The 18,407-nt window shown below is 73.6% G+C and carries 12 protein-coding genes; 8 read left to right on the top strand and 4 right to left on the bottom strand.

What is annotated here, in order from left to right:
* Window positions 1-356, top strand: a 356-nt coding sequence (locus tag ABZ386_RS36820) for an aldehyde dehydrogenase family protein (RefSeq protein WP_358967948.1), incomplete at its 5' end; no start/stop codon positions are given.
* A 1-nt stretch (window position 357) separates the two neighbouring features.
* Window positions 358-1,341 carry a D-2-hydroxyacid dehydrogenase gene (locus ABZ386_RS36815; RefSeq protein ID WP_356504749.1) on the top strand — a complete coding sequence of 328 codons (984 nt, stop codon included), beginning with the start codon at window positions 358-360 and terminating at the stop codon, window positions 1,339-1,341.
* Window positions 1,342-1,371: 30 nt separating this feature from the next.
* Here ABZ386_RS36815 and ABZ386_RS36810 read toward each other — a convergent pair whose 3' ends face one another.
* Both ABZ386_RS36810 and ABZ386_RS36805 read right to left on the bottom strand, forming a co-directional pair.
* Window positions 1,372-3,126 (bottom strand): ABC transporter permease subunit, encoded by a 1,755-nt coding sequence (locus ABZ386_RS36810; RefSeq protein WP_358967946.1) that lies wholly within the window; start codon window positions 3,124-3,126, stop codon window positions 1,372-1,374.
* Window positions 3,127-3,130: 4 nt separating this feature from the next.
* Window positions 3,131-4,639, bottom strand: coding sequence for an ABC transporter substrate-binding protein (locus ABZ386_RS36805; RefSeq protein ID WP_358967944.1), 1,509 nt, complete (start codon window positions 4,637-4,639; stop codon window positions 3,131-3,133).
* 196 nt (window positions 4,640-4,835) lie between these two features.
* On the opposite strand from ABZ386_RS36805, the gene ABZ386_RS36800 reads away from it, so the two are divergent.
* The 3 genes from ABZ386_RS36800 (at window position 4,836) to ABZ386_RS36790 (ending at window position 9,855) form a co-directional block, all read left to right on the top strand.
* Window positions 4,836-5,684: an oxygenase MpaB family protein gene (locus ABZ386_RS36800; protein WP_358967941.1), complete on the top strand. Its 849-nt coding sequence runs from the start codon at window positions 4,836-4,838 to the stop codon at window positions 5,682-5,684.
* 65 nt (window positions 5,685-5,749) lie between these two features.
* Window positions 5,750-7,978: a serine/threonine-protein kinase gene (locus ABZ386_RS36795; protein ID WP_355721792.1), complete on the top strand. Its 2,229-nt coding sequence runs from the start codon at window positions 5,750-5,752 to the stop codon at window positions 7,976-7,978.
* 275 nt (window positions 7,979-8,253) lie between these two features.
* Window positions 8,254-9,855 (top strand): NAD(P)/FAD-dependent oxidoreductase, encoded by a 1,602-nt coding sequence (locus tag ABZ386_RS36790; RefSeq protein WP_358967938.1) that lies wholly within the window; start codon window positions 8,254-8,256, stop codon window positions 9,853-9,855.
* A gap of 10 nt (window positions 9,856-9,865) precedes the next feature.
* Here ABZ386_RS36790 and ABZ386_RS36785 read toward each other — a convergent pair whose 3' ends face one another.
* A complete protein-coding gene (locus tag ABZ386_RS36785) occupies window positions 9,866-11,635 on the bottom strand; it encodes a serine hydrolase (protein WP_358967935.1) in 1,770 nt (589 codons plus the stop codon).
* 126 nt (window positions 11,636-11,761) lie between these two features.
* On the opposite strand from ABZ386_RS36785, the gene ABZ386_RS36780 reads away from it, so the two are divergent.
* From ABZ386_RS36780 to ABZ386_RS36770, 3 genes are all read left to right on the top strand, one after another.
* Window positions 11,762-12,871: a nitronate monooxygenase family protein gene (locus ABZ386_RS36780; protein ID WP_355721783.1), complete on the top strand. Its 1,110-nt coding sequence runs from the start codon at window positions 11,762-11,764 to the stop codon at window positions 12,869-12,871.
* Window positions 12,868-14,421, top strand: a complete 1,554-nt coding sequence (locus ABZ386_RS36775) for an acyl-CoA synthetase (protein WP_355721780.1) — start codon at window positions 12,868-12,870, stop codon at window positions 14,419-14,421. Before ABZ386_RS36780 ends, ABZ386_RS36775 begins: the two co-directional genes overlap by 4 nt.
* Before the next feature lie 113 nt (window positions 14,422-14,534).
* A complete protein-coding gene (locus ABZ386_RS36770; RefSeq protein ID WP_358967933.1) occupies window positions 14,535-15,794 on the top strand; it encodes a DUF418 domain-containing protein in 1,260 nt (419 codons plus the stop codon).
* Between the two features lie 41 nt (window positions 15,795-15,835).
* Here ABZ386_RS36770 and ABZ386_RS36765 read toward each other — a convergent pair whose 3' ends face one another.
* Window positions 15,836-18,298, bottom strand: a complete 2,463-nt coding sequence (locus ABZ386_RS36765) for a penicillin acylase family protein (RefSeq protein ID WP_358967930.1) — start codon at window positions 18,296-18,298, stop codon at window positions 15,836-15,838.
* Between the last annotated feature and the right edge of the window lie 109 nt (window positions 18,299-18,407).

Genomic DNA, 18,407 nt, shown 5'->3' with positions numbered 1-18,407 from the left:
TCTACCCGCCCACCGTCCTCACCGGCATCACCCCCGACGCCGCCATCAACGACACCGAAGTCTTCGGCCCCGTCGCCGCCATCCTCACCTTCGACGACGAGGACGAGGCCATCGCCGCCGCCAACAACACCGAATTCGGTCTGGCCGCCTACCTGTTCACCCAGAACCTCGACCGTGCCCTGCGTGTCGCCGAACGCCTCGAAAGCGGCATGATCGGCCTCAACACCGGCCTCGTCTCCAACCCCGCCGCCCCCTTCGGCGGCATCAAGCAGTCCGGCCTCGGCCGCGAAGGCGGCCGCGTCGGCATCGGCGAATTCCTCGAATACAAGTACATCGCCGTCCCAACAGGAGCCTGACATGCCCGAACGCCTCGTCGTCCTGTACCGGGGCAACCGGCCACCGGCCACCGGGCTCATCGAACGCCTCGCGGACACCGTCTACGCCACCGAGGAGGAGCTGCCCTACGTCCTCCCCGGCGCCGACGCCCTCCTGGCGTGGGTCACCCTCACGCCGGCCATCCGCGAGGCCTGGCCCGACAACCCCGACAAAGCACCCCGCTGGGTCCACGCCTCCTCAGCGGGCGTGGACTCCTTCCTCTTCCCCGCTCTCGTCGACGATCCGGGCGTCGTCCTCACCAACGCCCGCGGCGTCTACGACCAGCCGACCGCCGAGTACGTCCTCGGACTGATCCTCGCCCTCGCCAAGGACTTCCCCGGCACGTGGGAACACCAGCAGCGCCGCGAATGGCGTCCGCGCCCCAGTGACAGCATCACCGGACGTACCGCTCTGGTCTGGGGCACGGGGCCCATCGGCCGGGCCATCGCCCGGCTGCTGGGTGCCGCCGGGATGCAGGTGTGCGGCGCGGGCCGCAGGCCCCGTACCGACGACCCCGACTTCGGCACGGTCCACGGCCCGACCAGCCTGCCGTCCGCGCTGGCCGAGGCGGACTACGTCGTCCTGGCCGCGCCCCTCACCGAGGAGACCCGGGGCATGGTCGACGCGTCCGTGCTGGTCGCCATGAAGCCCGGCGCCCGGTTGATCAACGTCGGCCGGGGCGGACTCGTCGACGAGGACGCGCTCATCGACCATCTCGCCGCCGGACGGCTCGCCGGCGCGGCCCTGGACGTCTTCGGCCAGGAACCGCTGCCGGCCCGGTCCCCCCTGTGGGACATGCCCGGCGTGCTCATCTCCCCGCACACGGCGGGCGAGACCACCAGCGAGCGCGAGGCACTCGTCGAAGTGTTCCTCGACAACCTCACCCGCCGCATCGAGGGCCGCCCCCTGCGCAACGTCGTGGACAAGCGCCGAGGCTACGTGGTGGACGAGCCGTACTCCGCCTGAAACGGGAGGACTCGGAGTCCCTCCGGGGGGTCAGGCGCCCTTCCCCCGTCCTTGCACGCTGCCCGTGACGGCCAGCACGGACAGCACCACCAGCGCGGCGGCCGGGCCGAGCACCGTCCAGGGGGCCAGTTCGGCGTACGGCTGGTTCTCCGACAGCAGGCGGCCCCACTCCGGGGTGGGCGGCTGCTCGCCCAGGCCCAGGAAGCCGAGGGACGCCAGGACCAGGACGGTGGTGGGCAGCCGCAGCAGGGCGTTGCGCACCAGGGGCGGGACGACCGCGGGCAGCAGGTGGCGGCGCATCAGGTGCAGCCGTCCCGCGCCGAGGGCCACGGACGCCGCGATGTGGCCGCTCGCGCGTTCCTGCTCCACGAGCGCCGCGGTCTGGGCGGCGTACGGGCTCCAGCCGACCACGCACACCGCACAGGCCGCACCCCACACGGACGGCCCGGTCACACCCGCGATGAGCAGCCCCGCGAGCACGGCGGGCAGTGTCGACACGACCTCGGTCGGGCCGGCGCCCGCCCGCGGTGCCATGCCCAGGAGAAGTCCGGTGAGCGCGCTGACGGCCGTCACGGCGAGGGCGACAGCGGCCGTGCGCAGCGCGCCGTGGCCCAGCCGGGCCAGCAGGTCCCTGCCCAGGGCGTCCGTACCCAGGGGGTGTTCGAGGGACGGGGGCAGCAGGCGCGCCGCCGTGTCGACCTGGAGGGGATCGCGCAGGAGGCCCGCCGTCACCAGCGCGAGCAGGGCGAGGGCGCAGGCCGCGGTGATCCAGCGCAGGGAACGCGGCACGGTGAGCGGCGGCCGGTGCAGGGCCGGCAGCGCGCCGTCGCGCAGGGGCCGGCCGAGCAGCGCGTGGCGCAGGGCCCGGATCAGGACGCCCGCGGCGACACCGAGCAGGACCAGGGCCAGGGTCGCCGTCTGCAGGACCGGGAGGTCCTGGGCGACGGCCGCCTCCAGGGCGAGCCGGCCCAGCCCGGGAATGTTGAAGATCTTCTCCACCGCGACCGCACCGCCGACCAGGGCCACGACGGTCGGCAGCAGCTGCGGCAGCATGCCGGGCAGGGTGCGGCGCAAGGCGTTGCGGGCGATGTGGCCGGGCGGGAGCCCGATGGCGTAGGCCGTGCGCGCCCACGGTTCGTGGAAGGCGGCGGGCAGCGCCTGGTCGAGGATCCCGCCGAGCATCGCCCCCGAGGGGACGCCGAGGGCGAGCGAGGGCAGCACCATCGACTGCGGTCCCTCCCACCCGCTGGACGGGAACCATCCCCACCACACCCCGCACACCGTCGCCAGCACCGAGGCGAGCAGGAACTTCGGCAGCGCGGCCAGGACGGCGGCCGTGCCGCCCGCCCGGTCCCGCCGCAGCCGGCGCCGGGAACCGAGGAAGAGCGTGCGGGCACACACCAGTCCGGCCACCAGGGCCGTGACCACGAACGCGCCCAGCATCAGCGTCAGGGAGACCGACAGGGCGGTCGTCACCTGCGGCATGACCGGTTCACCGGAGACCCACGAGACGCCCGCGTCCCCGTGTGACAGGCCGCCCAGCCAGTGCGCGAGATGCGCCAGCGGGCCCTCGTCCAGCCCCAACTGCTCCCGCACGGCTGTCAGCTGCGCGGGCGTCGGAGCCTCGTCCGCCGAGCGGGCCCGCAGCACGGCGCGTGCCGGGTCGCTGCCCGACAGCCACGGCAGCATGGCCACCGCGGTCAGCAGGGCGGCCCCGGCGAGGACCCGGCCGGCCGCCGACCGGCCTGCGGACGAGCGGGGGGCGTAGCGGTGAGCGATGGCCATGCCGTTACTTCAGATGCGTGTCGAGGTCGACCAGGGACCGCTCACGCGGGTCGAGGACGACGCCCTCGACATCGGTGGCTATGCCCTGCACGACCTTCTCGTGGACCAGCGGAACGACAGCGTCGGTGCGCAGGATCTCCGCCTCCGCCTTCATGATCTTCTCCTGGCGCCGTCCCGGGTCGCTCTCCGCGGCGGCGGCCTTGATCGCCTTGTCCACACCGGCGTCCTTGAGCCGGGCGATGTTGTAGACGCCGTCGCTCGTGAAGTCGCTGGCCAGGTAGGCGACCGCGTCACCGGTGTCCAGGAGTGTCACGCGGGAGAAGACCAAGGCGTCGTACCGGCCCGCGAGGAGGTCGGACTCCATCTGCGTGTACTCGCGCACGTCCAGCTTCACGTTGAACCCGGCCTTCTCCAGGCGCTGCTGGAGGACGGCCGCCGCCTCGGGCAGTTCGGCGCGGTTGGTGATGGCGGCCAGACGCAGCGTCTCGCCCTTGGTCTCGGCCTTGACCTGGCCGGGTGTCGCCGCCTCGGCCCGCCCGGTCACCGCCACGCGCCGGTCGGCGGCCCAGGGGACGGCGGGCCCGAAGAGGCCCTGCGCGGGGTCGGCGTACCCGCTGAAGACGGAGTCGACGAGGTCGGTGCCGTCGACGGCCTCGCGGGCGGCCGCCCGCAGGCCGGGGTCGGTGAACATGCCCTTGCCGGTGTTGAGGATCAGGCTGTCGGTGCGTACCGAGGCGACCTCGTGCCGGGTGCCGGCCTTGAGCAGCTTCGCCTGCGAGGTCGGGATCCACTCGGCGATGTCGGCCTCACCGCCGCGCAAGGCGTTGGCGCGTGCGGTGCCGTCCGGGATCCAGGTCACGTCGATCCCCGATGACTTGGCCTTTCCGCCCCAGTAGCCGTCGAAGCGGTCGAGCGTGGCCGCCGACTTCCCGTTCAGCTTCTTGATCTCGAAGGGGCCGGTGCCGGTGCCGACGGGGCTGACCGTGCCGTCCTTCGCGTACGCCTTCGCCGACAGGACGGCGAGGGCGGGGCTGGCCAGCCGCAGCGGCAGCACCGGATCGGGCGTCTTGGTGGTCAGGGTGACGGTGTCGCTGTCGTCGGCCTTGGCGGTGAGCGTCACGTCGCTCAGGACGCGGGGCTTGGGCTTGGCCGCGCTCGCGTGGTCGAGCGCGTTCACCACGGCCTGGGCGGTGACCTCGGTGCCGTCCTGGAACTTGGCCTTGCGCAGCTCGAAGGTCCAGGTGGTGTCGTCGTCCTGCTTCCAGGACTTGGCCAGGGCGGGCCCGGCCGTGCCGTTCTTGCGGAGGGCGGTGAGTCCCTCGGCGACGGACAGCTTGCTCAGCACGGTGGCGTCGTTGCTGTAGGGCGACAGGGCCTGCACCGGGGGGATGGCCAGTGCGACCCGCAGCCGTCCGCCCGATCCGGCGCCGGCGCTGTCGCCCTGCGCGAAGCAGCCGGCCAGCAACGGGGTGAGGGCGAGGGCCGCTATGAGGCGGTGGGTGGTGGTGCGCACGTGAAGTCCTGTCGTCTTGCGAGGTGGGGCATGCCGCCGCAGCCGCTGCCGGCCTTGATCGACAAGCGTTAAATATAAGGGCAGCCTTACCGAACTTCGCAACGGGAGGGTGAAATCTCAACAACTGGACGGTTCGGGGAGGTCGACCCACGTCTCCGGGCTGTGCCATCGTGGGCGCCGGGCGGAGGTGAGTCGCATGACCGGCGCGGACCCGGGGCTGTTCGGCCCGGACTCGGTGACCTGGCAGACGCACGGCGACCCGATGATGTGGATCGCCGGCATCCGCGCGCTCTACCTCCAGGCCCTGCACCCGCGCGCGGTACGCGGCGTCCTGCAGAACTCCGACTTCCGCCGGGACGCCTGGGGCCGGCTGCTGCGCACCGCGAACTTCGTCGGCACGACGACGTACGGCACCACCGAGGCCGCCGAGCGGGCCGGCGCCCGGGTCCGGAAGATCCACAGCATGCTGTCGGCGACCGACCCGGACACCGGCGAGCGCTACCGCGTCGACGAACCCGCCCTGCTGCTGTGGGTGCACTGCGCCGAGATCGACTCCTACCTGCACGTCCTGCGCCGGTCCGGGTTCCGCCTCACCGACGCCGAGGCCGACCGCTACCTCGACGAACACCGGCAGAGCGCACGCCTGGTGGGCCTCGACCCGGGCGCCGTACCCGCGAACCGGGCCGAACTCGCGGGGTACTTCGAGAAGGTGCGCCCCGACCTCGCCGCCGGATGCGAGGCACGCGAGGTGGACGACTTCCTCCTCCGCCCGCCGACGCACCCGCTCCTCATACCGGCGCGCGAAGTGCTGTGGCGGCGCGTGGCACAACTGGCGTACGCCTCCCTGCCGCCGTACGCCCACGAGCTGTACGGCAGACCGGCCCCCGCACCCGCCACCGTCACCCGGCAACTGCGCCTCACGGGCCTCCTGCTGCGCCGTGTTCCCGCAGGTCTGCGCTGGCAACTCCCGCCCAAACACATCCTGCGCGCCGTGGCGAGGCTCGGCCCGCACACGCGTCCGGCACCGTACAAACTCGGACGGTAGGCCGCCATACTGAGGGGCCAAGGGGAGGGGCGGGCGAACAGCTACCGGGGGGAGCGTCGCGCGAGATGGGGGACAGCAGGCTCATTCACGGCCGGTACCGGCTGCTCGACCTGATCGGGCGCGGCGGCATGGGCGAGGTGTGGCGGGCACGGGACGAGTCCCTGGGCCGGCACGTCGCCGTCAAGTGCCTCAAACCGCTGGGCCCCAACCACGACCACGCCTTCACCCGTGTGCTGCGCGAGCGGTTCCGCCGCGAGGCCCGGGTGGCCGCCGCGCTCCAGCACCGGGGCATCACCGTCGTGCACGACTTCGGCGAGTCCGACGGTGTCCTCTACCTCGTCATGGAACTGCTGGACGGCCGCAACCTCAGCCAGCTCCTGGAGGACAACAAGCAGCACCCGCTGCCGGTCGCCGACGTCGTGGAGATCGCCGAGCAGGTCGCCGCCGCCCTCGCGTACTGCCACGAACAGGGCATCGTCCACCGGGACCTGAAGCCCGCCAACATCGTGCGGCTCGCCGACGGCACGGTGAAGATCTGCGACTTCGGCATCGCCCGCCTCGGCCACGACATCGGCTTCACCTCCCGGCTGACCGGCACCGGCATCGCCATGGGCACCCCGCACTACATGTCCCCGGAGCAGATCAGCGGCACCGAGGTCGACCAGCGCAGCGACCTGTACTCGTTCGGCTGCGTGCTGTACGAGATCGCCACCGGCGTACCGCCGTTCGACCTCGACGACGCCTGGGCGATCCTCGTCGGCCACCGCGACACCCCGCCCCGCCCGCCGCGCGAACACCGCCCCGAACTGCCCGAGTACCTCGAACGGGTCGTCCTGGACCTGCTCGCCAAGGAACCCTCACAACGCCCCGGCGACGCCCGCGAGCTGGCGCGCAGGATCAGCGGGCACCGCGCCGCGCCGGCGTATGTGCCGACCGTCGTGGCGGCCGGGCCCGCACCCGGGGCGCCGGCCCGCGCGGGACGGCTGCCGTCCTGGACCCGCGGCATGACCACCGGGCACAAGGCGGCGGGCGCCGGGCTGCGCACCACACCGCCGGACCCGGCGGCCGGACTGTCCGGCGAGTGGATCGCGCGGCCCGCCACCGGCCCCGTCGAGGAGCCCGTCCCCGAGGAGCGGCCCACCCCGTCCCCCGAGGTCCTGACCGCCCTGGCCGGCCGGCACAACGCGGGCCTGAGCCTCGGCCGGCTCGGCCGCTGGGCGGAGGCGGGGGAGGTGCACCGGGCGGTCGCCGCCGAACGCGAGCACCTCCTCGGCCCCGACCACCCCGACACCCTCGCCAGCCGCTACGAGGTCGCCTTCACCCTCAGCCGCACCGGCCGCGCCCCGGACGCCCTGCGCGAGTACAAGCACGTCGCCGAGGCCAGGATCCGCACCCTCGGCGCCGACCACCCCGACACGCTCGCCGCCCGCCAGGAGATGGCCTACGTGCTCGGCCAGCTGAACCGGCCCTTCGACGCCCACCGCGTCTACACGTCCGTGCTCGCCGCCCGGGAGCGCACGATGGGCCCCGACCACCCCGACACCCTGCGCTGCCGGCACAACCTCGCCTTCAACCTCAGCCGCCTCGGCCGCCTGGAGGACTCCTACCGCATGGCCCGCGAAGTCGCCGCCGCCCGCGCCCGGGTGCTCGGCCCGGACCACCCCGACACCCTGGTCACCCGCTACGAGGTCGCCTACGCCCTGGGCCAGCTGGGCCGCTGGCCCGAGGCCCTGGAGACCTACCTCGAGGTTGCCGAGGCCCGCGGCCGCGCCCTCGGCCCCGACCACCCCGACACCCTCGCCGCCCGCCACGAGATCGGCATCAGCCTGGGCCGCCTCGGCCGCGGCGCGGAGGCCCTGGACCTCTACAGCGCCCTGGCCGAGGACCGCACCCGGATCCAGGGCCCCACCCACCCCGAGACCCTGCGCGCCCGGCACGGCCGCTGCGTCAACCTCGGCCGCCTCGGCCGCTGGGCGGAGGCCCTCGCCGAGTCCCGGGACGTGAGCGCCCTGCGCGAGCGGGTGCTCGGCCCCGATCACCCGGACACCCTGGTCAGCCGCCGCGAGGTCGCCGTTGGCCTGGGCTGGCTGGGCCGCTGGGCCGACGCGCTCACCGAGTACCGGCGCGTGGCCGCCGCCCGCGAACGCGTCCTCGGCGCCGACCACCCCGACACCCTCGCCAGCCGCAACGACGAGGCGCACTGCCTGCAGCAACTGGGCCGCGGCGCCGAGGCCGCGGCGCTGTACCGCAGAGTGGCGGCCCTGCGCCAGGAACGGGCGTCCGGCGGGCAGTGATCCCTGACGGCGGAGGGCGCGTCCCGGTGGGCGGTGAGCCTTGACGGCGGAGGGCGCGTCCCGGTGGGCGGTGAGCCTTGACGGTGGACAGTGCGTCGGGCGGGCGTGAGCCCTGACGGCGGCCAGTGCGTCCGGTGGGCAGTGCGGCCTTCCGGCGGACGGCGCGTCCGGTAGGCGGTGCGGCCTTCCGGCGGACGGCGCGTCCGGTGGGCGGTGCGGCCTTCCGGCGGACAGTGCCTGTGGCCGACCCGGATCACCCCGTGTTACGAAGAAACATGACCGCACCCCTGGGACCCCGCGCACACCGGACGTACGACGCCGTCATCGTCGGCGGCGGCCACAACGGCCTGGTCGCCGCCGCCTACCTGGCCCGGGCCGGCCGCTCCGTGCTGGTGCTGGAGCGGCTGGACCACACCGGCGGCGCGGCCGTGTCCACCCGGCCCTTCACCGGGGTCGACGCCCGCCTGTCCCGCTACTCGTACCTGGTCAGCCTGCTGCCCAAGAAGATCGTCCGGGACCTCGGCCTCGACTTCCGGGTGCGCACCCGCACCGTCTCCTCCTACACGCCCGCCGAACGCGACGGCCGCCCCACCGGGCTCCTCGTCGGCGGCGGCGAACGACGGACCAGGGAGGCCTTCGCCCGGCTCACCGGCTCCGACAGCGAGTACCGGTCCTGGCAGGAGTTCTACGGCATGACCGGCCGCGCCGCCCAGCGGATCTTCCCCACCCTCACGGAGCCGCTGCCCACCCGCGAGGAGCTGCGCCGCCGCCTCGACGACGAGGAGGCCTGGCGGGTGCTGTTCGAGGAGCCGATCGGGGTCGCCGTCGAGCGGCACTTCGCCGACGACCTGGTGCGCGGCGTGGTCCTCACCGACGCCCTCATCGGCACCTTCGCCGACGCCCACGACCCCTCGCTGAAGCAGAACCGCTGCTTCCTCTACCACGTGATCGGCGGCGGCACCGGCGCCTGGGACGTGCCCGTCGGCGGCATGGGCGCCCTCACCGACGCACTGGCCGACACCGCACGCGCCGCGGGCGCCGTCCTCGCCACCGGCCACGAGGCGCTGCGCATCGCCACGGACGGCCGTACGGCCGAGGTCGCGTATCGCACCGCCGACGGCGAGGGCACCGTCGCCGCCCGGCACGTCCTGGTCAACGCCTCCCCGCAGGCCCTGGCGGACCTGACCGGCGACCCGGCCCCCGGCCCCGCCGAAGGCGCCCAGCTGAAGGTGAACATGCTGCTCAAGAGGCTGCCACGGCTGCGCGACAGCTCCGTCGACCCGCGCGAGGCGTTCGCCGGTACCTTCCACATCGCCGAGGGCTACGAGCAACTGGCCACCGCCCACGCCCAGGCCGCCGACGGCGACCTGCCCGCCGCGCCGCCCTCCGAGATCTACTGCCACTCCCTCACCGACCCGAGCATCCTCGGCCCCGGCCTGGCCGAGCAGGGCTACCAGACGCTCACCCTCTTCGGCCTGCACACCCCGGCCCGGCTGTTCGAGCGGGACAACGACGCCGTCCGCGAGGAACTCCTCAAGTCCACGCTCGCCCAGCTCGACGCCCACCTTGCCGAACCCCTCGCCGACTGCCTGGCCACCGACGCGGACGGACGGCCCTGCATCGAGGCCAGGACCCCGCTCGACCTGGAACGGGACCTCGGGCTGCCCGGCGGCAACATCTTCCACCGCGAGCTGAGCTGGCCCCATGCCCAGGACGGCACCGGCCGCTGGGGCGTGGAGACCCGGCACGCGAACGTGCTGCTGTGCGGGGCAGGTGCCGTGCGTGGGGGCGGGGTGAGCGGGGTGCCCGGGCACAACGCGGCCATGGCGGTCCTTGAAGGCGGGCCGGCTGAATCACTGCCCCTCGTCAACCAGTGACCGCACCGCCTCAGTCGGCCGACGGCGTCCATCCCACCGCTTCGACGCGCGACGCGTCCGCCGGGCGCGCCTCGTCGAACAGGACGCCGTCGGCCGACTCCACCCGCAGCCCGTCCACGTAGACCCCGCGGCCGACGTACAGCCGGTCCGTCGCGTACCGCCAGCGCACGGCCAGAGCCCGCGCGGCGGGCAGGTCGGCGGTCAGCCGGTGCCAGACGCGGCCCGACCAGCCGGTGACCGAGCCCGACGGATGCCGCCGGGGGTCCTCGCCCCGGCGGGACGTCGTGAAGGGCACCGGACGCCAGGACGCACCGCCGTCGGTCGTGGCCTCCAGGACCAGGACGTCGGCCTTCGGCTCGGTGTCCCACCACAGCGCGCAGCGCAGCCGCGCCCCGCCGGACGACGTGTCGAGCGCGGGGAGGGTCAGCGTCGCCGTGGCGGAGAGGGCCATCCCGGAGAACCAGGCCGTGCGCCCCTGGGCCGGCCGGACCGGCACGGCCCGGGCCAGGTTGTTCGCGGCGGCCACCCGGGGAGCGGAACCGGAACGCCAACTGCGCACCGGGTGGACGGAGTTGCCGAGGACGACGAGGAACGAGTCGGTCGTCGGGTCGAGCACCAGCGAGGTGCCCGTGAAGCCGGTGTGCCCGGCACTGCGCGGCGTGGCCATCGCGCCCATGTACCAGTGCTGGTAGAGCTCGAAACCGAGGCCGTGCTCGTCGCCGGGGAACGCCGTGTTGAAGTCGGTGAACATCAGCTCCACCGACTCCGGTTCCAGGATCCGGGCCCGCCCGTAGACACCCCCGTTGAGCAGCGTACGGGCGAGGACCGCGAGGTCCCACGCGTCGGAGAACACGCCCGCGTGGCCCGCGACGCCGCCCAGAGCGAAGGCGTTCTCGTCGTGCACCTCGCCCCACACCAGACCGCGGTCCAGCCCGGACCACGGCTTGCGCGCGTCCTCGGTGGCCGCGATCTTCGGCCGCCAGGAGGCGGGCGGGTTGTAGCGGGTGCGGCGCAGGCCCAGCGGGGCGGTGATCTCCTCGCGCAGGAGGGTGTCCAGGGAGCGGCCCGTGACCCGTTCCAGCACGAGCTGCAGCGAGATGAGGTTCAGGTCCGAGTACAGGTAGGCCGTGCCCGGGGCGCTGACCGGCGCCTCGTCCCAGATGCGCCGGAGCTTCTCCTCGTAGGTGGGCGCGCTGTACAGCGGGATCCAGGCGCGGAAACCCGAGGTGTGCGTGAGCAGTTGGCGGATCGTGATGTCCTGCTTGCCCGCACGGCCGAAGTCGGGCAGGTACGAGGCGACCTTCGCCTCCAGTTCCAGCTTCCCGCGCTCCATCTGCTGCACGGCGAGGAGCGAGGTGAACAGCTTCGACACCGACGCCAGGTCGAAGACGGTGTCCTCGGCCATCGGGATCTGCTCGCCGGGCGGGAACTCGATCCCGGTGTCGGTCTTCTCGTCGTAGGCCCGGTAGCGCACCGCCATGCCGATGGGCCGGTGCAGCGCGACCGTGCCGCCGCGTCCGGCGAGCAGGACGGCGCCCGCGTACCAGGGGTGCGCGGGGGAGGGGCCGAGGAACGCCTCGGCGTCGGTGACGAGACGGCGCAGGTGGGAGGGGAGCAGTCCGGCGCGGGCGGCGGAGCCGTGCCGCAGGGTGGGCCGCCCCGTGACCGGGGCGGCCTCGGCGGGTAAGGGGGCGAGGGCCAGGGCGCCACCCAGGACCAGGGCACTCCTGCGCGTCAGCCCGCCGTTCGTCGTCGCTCTGTCTGCCGTGCCTTCGGTCACCGCGCATCCTCCCGCCGAACCGCCCTGGACGTCCCGGACAGTATGTCCCGCGGGCACCGCCCATAAATCTGACGGTGTATCAGGAAACCCCTTCCGTCCTCCGGAGGAGTCCGGCATCCTGCGCCCATGCAGACGGAGCTGAGCAAGCAACTGGGAGTCGAGCACGCCGTCTTCGGCTTCACGCCGTTCCCCGCCGTCGCCGCGGCCATCAGCCGGGCCGGCGGCTTCGGAGTGCTCGGCGCGGTCCGCTACACCGCCCCCGACGACCTCAAACGTGACCTGGACTGGATCGAGGCACACAGCGAGGGCAGGCCGTACGGCCTGGACGTCGTCATGCCCGCGAAGAAGGTGGAGGGCGTCACGGAGGCCGACGTCGAGGCGATGATCCCCGAGGGGCACCGGCAGTTCGTCAAGGACACCCTCGCCAAGTACGGCGTGCCCGGCCTCCCCGAGGGCGAGGCGTCCGGGTGGCGCATCACGGGGTGGATGGAGCAGGTCGCCCGCACCCAGCTCGACGTCGCCTTCGACTACCCGATCAAGCTGCTCGCCAACGCCCTCGGCTCCCCGCCCGCCGACGTCATCGCCCGCGCCCACGACCAGGACGTCCTCGTGGCGGCCCTCGCGGGCAGCGCCCGGCACGCCCGCAAGCACCAGGACGCCGGCATCGACATCGTCGTGGCGCAGGGCTACGAGGCGGGCGGCCACACCGGCGAGATCGCGTCCATGGTGCTCACCCCCGAGGTCGTCGACGCCGTCGCCCCGCTGCCCGTCCTGGCCGCCGGCGGCATCGGCAGCGGACGGCAGGTGGCTGCCGCGCTCGCCCTCGGCGCCCAGGGTGTGTGGCTGGGCTCCATATGGCTGACCACCACAGAAGCGGACCTCCACTCGCCCGCCCTGACGCGCAAGCTCCTCGCGGCCGGCTCCGGCGACACCGTGCGCTCCCGCGCCCTGACCGGCAAGCCCGCACGACAGTTGCGCACCGAGTGGACCGACGCCTGGGACGACCCGGACGGACCCGGTCCGCTGCCCATGCCGTTGCAGGGCCTGCTGGTCGCCGAGGCCGTCTCCCGCATCCAGAAGTACGAGGTGGAACCGCTGCTCGGTACCCCGGTCGGGCAGATCGTCGGGCGGATGAACAGCGAACGCAGCGTCCGGGCCGTCTTCGACGACCTCACCCGCGGCTTCGAGCAGGCCGTGGACCGCGTCAACCGCATCGCCGGAAGGAGCGGCCAGTGAACAGCACCGTCCCCCCGGGCTTCTGGGCCCAGGCGGCACAGGACCCCGGCCGTGAGGTGCTCGTCGCGCCCGACGGCACTCAATGGACCGCCGGACGGCTGCACGCCGCCGCCAACCGGCTCGTGCACGGACTGCGCGCGGCCGGGCTGGAACACGGCGACACCTTCGCGGTCGTCCTGCCCAACGGCGTCGAGTTCCTCACCGCGTACCTCGCCGCCAGCCAGGCCGGTTTCTACCTCGTGCCCGTCAACCACCACCTGGTCGGGCCGGAGATCGCCTGGATCGTCTCCGACTCCGGCGCCAAGGCTCTCCTCGCCCACGAGCGGTACGGCGACGCGGCCCGCCACGCCGCCGACGAGGCCGGCCTCCCGGGCACCCACCGGTACGCCGTCGGCACGGTCGAGGGCTTCCGCCCGTACGCCGACCTCCTCGACGGGCAGCCCGAGTCGGCGCCCGCGGACCGCACCCTCGGCTGGGTCATGAACTACACCTCGGGCACCACCGGCCGCCCCCGCGGCATCCGCCGACCGCTGCCCGGCACACCGCCGGAGGAGGCCTACCTCGGCGGCTTCCTCGGCATCTTCGGCATCCGGCCCTTCGACGACAACGTGCACCTGGTGTGCTCGCCGCTCTACCACACGGCCGTCCTGCAGTTCGCCGGAGCGTCCCTGCACATCGGACACCGGCTGGTCCTGATGGACAAGTGGACCCCCGAGGAGATGCTCCGCCTCATCGACCGCCACCGCTGCACCCACACCCACATGGTCCCCACCCAGTTCCACCGGCTGCTGGCCCTGCCCGACGAGGTGAGGGACCGCTACGACGTCTCCTCCATGCGGCACGCCATCCACGGCGCCGCCCCCTGCCCCGACCACGTGAAACGGGCCATGCTCGACTGGTGGGGCCCCTGTGTGGAGGAGTACTACGCGGCCAGCGAGGGCGGCGGCGCCTTCGCCACCGCCGAGGACTGGCTGAAGAAACCCGGCACCGTCGGCAAGGCCTGGCCCATCAGCGAACTCGCGATCTTCGACGACGACGGCAACCGGCTGCCGCCCGGCGAACTCGGCACCGTCTACATGAAGATGAACACCGGCGGCTTCTCGTACCACAAGGACGAGGCCAAGACGCGCAAGAACCGCATCGGCGACTTCTTCACCGTCGGCGACCTCGGCCACCTCGACGAGGACGGCTACCTCTTCCTGCGCGACCGCAAGATCGACCTGATCATCTCCGGCGGCGTCAACATCTACCCGGCCGAGATCGAGTCGGCCCTGCTCGCCCACCCCGCCGTCGCGGACGCCGCCGTCTTCGGCATCCCGCACGACGACTGGGGCGAGGAGGTCAAGGCGGTCGTCGAACCGGCCCCCGGACACCGGCCCGGCCCCGCCCTCGCGGCCGACCTCCTCGACCACTGCGCCCACCGGCTCGCCGGGTACAAGCGGCCCAGGAGCGTCGACTTCATCACCGAGATGCCCCGCGACCCCAACGGCAAGCTGTACAAACGGCGGCTGCGCGAGCCGTACTGGGAGGGCCGGACCCGACCGGTGTGAGGCGACGCCGCGGCTTAGGTATCGCGGAGCGGGGGCCGGCGTCATCCTTTGGTCGGCCCCCGCACGCCCTCCGGCCGATGTCCGGCCGGGCCCCGCCTCCCTAGCGTCGAACCATGACCATCGCGACCACAGAGGGACCGCTGAAGCGGGGGGCCGTACAGCCGGGCGAGCGGGCCCTCGCGCCCGATCTCGCGCGCGGCATCATGCTGCTGGGCATCGTGCTGTCCAACACCGCCTTCCACCTGTGGGCGGCCCCGCGCGGACCGTCCGGATGGCAGCCCGTGGACGGCTCCTGGCTCGACCACGCCGTGCAGTTCACCATGATCATGGCGCTGGACCTGCGGATCTACCCGCTCTTCGCGTTCCTCTTCGGCTACGGCATGATGCAGCTCTACCTCCGGCAGACCGCCGCCGGCACCGACGGGCGCGACGCCGCGAGGATCCTGCGCCGGCGCAGCCTCTGGCTGATCGTCATCGGCCTGACGCACGCCGCCCTGCTCATGTCGGGCGACATCATCGGCTTCTACGGAGTCCTGAGCCTCATCCTCGGCGTGGCCTTCCTGCGGCGCGGTGAACGGGCCCTGACCTGGGGGATCCGGATCGGCATCGCCCTGATCCTGCTCGTCTCGGCCGGACCCGTCGTCGCGGCGCTGCTCCGGGGCGAGCTGGGCACGTTCGGCGACGCCGGCGCCGAACCGGGCTTCAAGGCGTACGCGCCGGACGAGGAGAACGGGCTCACCGCCGCCGGCATCCGGCTGGAGACGGGTCTGTTCATCACCTTCGCCGCCGCCCCGCTGACCCTCGTCGGCGGCGGTTACGTCCTCTTCCTGCTGGGCTTCAGGGCCGCGCGGCACCGCGTCCTGGAGGAACCCGGCCGCCACCGCACCCTGCTGCGGCTGACCGCCGTGCTCGGCATCGCCACCGGCTGGCTCGGCGCGCTGCCCGCCGCACTCGCCCACACCGGCGTCCTGCGCGTGCCGGACGACATGCAGAGCGAGTCCGGAGCGCTCACGGTCCTGCGCGACGTGACCGGCAACGCCGCCGGCCTCGGCTACGTGGCCGCCGTCACCCTCTTCGCGCGGTGGTGGACCACCCGCAGGCCCCGGCGCGGCGCGACGGCGGTGGCGGCGGTGACCGCCGTCGGCAAACGGTCCCTGTCCTGCTACCTCGCCCACTCGCTGCTCTTCGCCCCGGTGCTGGCCGCCTGGGGCCTGGGCCTCGGCGCGCACCTGGGCAGCGCCACCATGGCGCTCTTCGCCCTGGCCGTCTGGCTGGTCACGGTCGCGGGAGCGTACGTCCTGGAGCGGGCCGGCCGCCGGGGCCCGGCCGAAGTGCTGCTGCGGCGGCTGATGTACGGCTCCCGCCGGGCGTGAACGGGGTGCCGCCCCCGCGGGAGCGGCACCCCTCACTCGGTTCAGCGGCGCTCGTGCACCCGCACCACCCTCAGCTCCGGCGAGGACCGGATGTCCTTCTCGCAGAAGCGCGACGTCACCCACTTCTCACCGGAGAACAGCCGGGTCTGGTCGGCGAAGTGCGGCGAGTCCGGGTTCGACGACTGGGAGTACGCGAGCAGGGTGCGGGCCACCGGGCAGCGACCACCGTCCCAGCCCACCGCCTGGAGGTGGCTGGTCCCGAACGGCACTTCCGTGTAGCCGCCCCCGGCCGCGTCCCACGTCGGCTCCAGCACGTTCCACACGCCGAGCCGCCCCGAGCCGCCCGGCATCGCGAGGCGCTTGCCGTCACGGACGACGAACTGGTGCGCGCCGAGCGGCGCGTCGAGCGCGATGCCCGCGCCGCGCAGCTCCGTCACCGCGTCGGCGAGGGCGGCGGCGAAGCCGGGAGCGTCCGTGTTCAGCGTGTTGGGGGTGCGCACCGGGTCGGCCGCCGAGAACGGCACCTTCCACAACCGGTCCTGCGGCACGGTCTGTTCGAGCCTGCGCCAGAACCGGTCGAAGAGCAGCGCTCCCCGGCTGCCGGTGTCCATGGTGCGGTCCCAGGCCTTGAGCACCCCGCAGGCCGCCGACACGTCGACGGCCGTGCCGCCGCTGCCCGTCGCGGTGCCGCCGGGCAGCGCGGCACACGCCCGGGCGACGTCCTCGGCGGCGAGGTCACCCGCGGGCGCCCGGTTGGCGAACTGCTGCCGCTGCAGGTCCCGTACGGTCAGACCGCCCCGGTCCGCCATCGTCGCCACGTCCTCGATCCCGCCCCGGGTGCGCAGGCCCAGCTGGGTACCGACCGTGCCGAAGACCCGCTCGTACCCGGTGACCGGCCGGTCGGCGTTGGTCATCCACGCGGTGCCGTTCGAGTTCTCCACGTACGGGGCGTCCTGAAGCGTCGGCATCCTCGCCGGCCCGAAGATCCCCGGCCGGACCGCGTCGGGGTCGCTGCCGAGGGCGCAGTCGCCGCGCGAGCCGTCGAGGATCGCGACCCCCGAGGCCGGATAGGTGGTCCGGCCCAGCTCCGTCGAGCAGCGCTCCGCCAGTTCGTCGGTGATGCGGGGGAGTACCTGGGACTGGGTGAAGAGGGAGTGCCCCGCGCGGTCGGCCGCGATCGTGTTCACCCACGGGAGGCCCTGGTGCCGTGCGAGGGAGGCGCGGATCCCGTCCGTGTCGCGTGCCTTGCCGAAGCCCAGCGAGGTGTCGGCGAAGCGGAGGTTCGTGGCGTTCGGGTCGTGCAGGGCGTACGCCGTCGAGGTGGTCCAGGGCAGCGGCACCTGGGAGCTGAGGGAGGTGACGACGGGGCCGTAGCGGGTCCACCACTGGGTGCGGGTCACCGGCGCGCCGTCCTGCACGGCGACCGTCACGGTCCGCTTCGTCATGCGTTCCGGCCGGCCGTCCACCAGGTACGTCGTGGGATCGGCCGGATCCAGCGCCAGCCGGTGGAAGTTGGCCGGTACGCCGGTCGAGACGGTGTGGCTCCACGCCACATGTGCGTTGAAGCCGACGGAGACCGCCGGAGTGCCCAGCAGCGAGCCGCCGGAGACGTTCAGCTCGCCCGGGATCGTCTGCTGCGACTGCCAGAACCGCCGCCCGCCCTGCCACGGGTAGTGCGGGTTGCCGAGCAGCAGGCCGCGGCCGTTCGCCGTCGTGTCGCCGCGGAAGGCGACCGCGTTGGAGCCCATGCCGGGGTCGCCCCACAGCTCGTCCGCCGCCTTCGCCACGGCCTTCGCGTCCGGCAGGCGCGGGGACGGGGCGGACCGCGTGGACGGAGCGGAGGGGGCACCGGAAGCCTCGGCCGGTCCGGCGGGTCCGGCCGGCGGCTGCGCCGCGGTGATCGTCTCGACGAAGCGCCCCTCACCGGAGATCGAGGCGATGGCGAGGCCGCGGGCCGCCACGTCGAGTTCGGTGACCGGCCGCACCCAGGCGGCGCCCGCGCACCCGGGATCCGTGATCTTCCGCTGCTTCAGCCAGGCGTTGTAACCGGCCGCCCAGCCGCGCATCATGTCCCGGACCTCACGGCTCGGGCCCGCGGGAGCGGGCTCGGCGAGCAGCTTCTCCACCGTGCCGGCCTGGCGGACCCCGCGGAAGTACAGGTCGCTGGCGAGGTTCGTGCGGGCTCCCGAGAGTTCACCGCCTGCGGCCGCCTCGGCCCCGAAGTACCGGGACCGCTCGCCCCGCAGGGTCACGAACCCCTCGGCGAGCGTGCAGACCTCGTCGGCGGCCTGCGCCCAGCCCGTGCCGAAGCCCAGGTCGGCGTAGTCCCCGGCGAGGATGTGCGGAATGCCGTACTCCGTGTAGCGGATGACGGCGGACAGGCCGTCGCCGGACGGGTGCTGCTCCGGCCGCCCCCGGTCCGGGGCGGCGGCCGCGGGTAACGCGGACGCGGCCGTGAACAGGGCCGTGGCCCCGAGAACGAGTCGTCTCCAGCGGGTGCGCATCGTGCCTCCCGGCTTCGTCGAGCAGAGGGATGGCCGAGCGCGCGGACCGGCACCCGGCTGTCAGTTCCATGACATGTGACGCGAGTGACAGCGGTGAGGTTGATCGCGG

Source organism: Streptomyces sp. NPDC006140 (assembly GCF_040628815.1).
GTDB lineage: Bacteria > Actinomycetota > Actinomycetes > Streptomycetales > Streptomycetaceae > Streptomyces.
This window is presented reverse-complemented; position numbering and strand designations above follow the sequence as displayed.

Excerpts from the sequence above, each read along its gene's own strand:
- ABZ386_RS36815 (WP_356504749.1), top strand. The coding sequence starts at position 358 with ATGCCCGAACGCCTCGTCGTCCTGTACCGGGGCAACCGGCCACCGGCC.
- ABZ386_RS36810 (WP_358967946.1), bottom strand. The coding sequence starts at position 3,126 with ATGGCCATCGCTCACCGCTACGCCCCCCGCTCGTCCGCAGGCCGGTCG.
- ABZ386_RS36800 (WP_358967941.1), top strand. The coding sequence starts at position 4,836 with ATGACCGGCGCGGACCCGGGGCTGTTCGGCCCGGACTCGGTGACCTGG.
- ABZ386_RS36795 (WP_355721792.1), top strand. The coding sequence starts at position 5,750 with ATGGGGGACAGCAGGCTCATTCACGGCCGGTACCGGCTGCTCGACCTG.
- ABZ386_RS36790 (WP_358967938.1), top strand. The coding sequence starts at position 8,254 with ATGACCGCACCCCTGGGACCCCGCGCACACCGGACGTACGACGCCGTC.
- ABZ386_RS36780 (WP_355721783.1), top strand. The coding sequence starts at position 11,762 with ATGCAGACGGAGCTGAGCAAGCAACTGGGAGTCGAGCACGCCGTCTTC.
- ABZ386_RS36770 (WP_358967933.1), top strand. The coding sequence starts at position 14,535 with ATGACCATCGCGACCACAGAGGGACCGCTGAAGCGGGGGGCCGTACAG.
- ABZ386_RS36765 (WP_358967930.1), bottom strand. The coding sequence starts at position 18,298 with ATGCGCACCCGCTGGAGACGACTCGTTCTCGGGGCCACGGCCCTGTTC.